The sequence below is a fragment of the Salmonella sp. SAL4457 genome (assembly GCF_046548235.1).
Lineage (GTDB): Bacteria > Pseudomonadota > Gammaproteobacteria > Enterobacterales > Enterobacteriaceae > Salmonella > Salmonella enterica.
This window is the reverse complement of the sequence record NZ_JBGDZO010001395.1, coordinates 1-233: the sequence shown is the minus strand read 5'-3', so window position 1 is coordinate 233 and position 233 is coordinate 1. Positions and strand designations below refer to the sequence as shown.

Annotated in this window: 1 protein-coding gene; it reads right to left on the bottom strand. The window is 58.8% G+C overall.

The features are described 5' to 3' along the window. Window positions 1-203, bottom strand: a 203-nt coding sequence (locus ACLJNW_RS28745) for a hypothetical protein (RefSeq protein WP_410962096.1), incomplete at its 3' end; no start/stop codon positions are given. Window positions 204-233: the final 30 nt, after the last annotated feature.

The following is a 233-nucleotide window of genomic DNA, read 5'->3' as shown; positions in this document are numbered from 1 at the left end:
GACTGGCCGATGACCGCATTGATCTGCAACAGATCGTTGAGGGACTCCAGGCCACGCCGGATCTGAAGTCCGCTACCCAGCAGCGTCAAGCTCTGCAGTTCGATCCGGGTGTCGCTGAACTGGCGATAGGCATCGCGCACCAGATAGAAGCTGGTGATCAGCAGCGGCAGGAAGAACAGCACGCTGATCAGGCCGAACTTCATGCCGAAGCTGAGCCGGTTCATCCTGTCTCT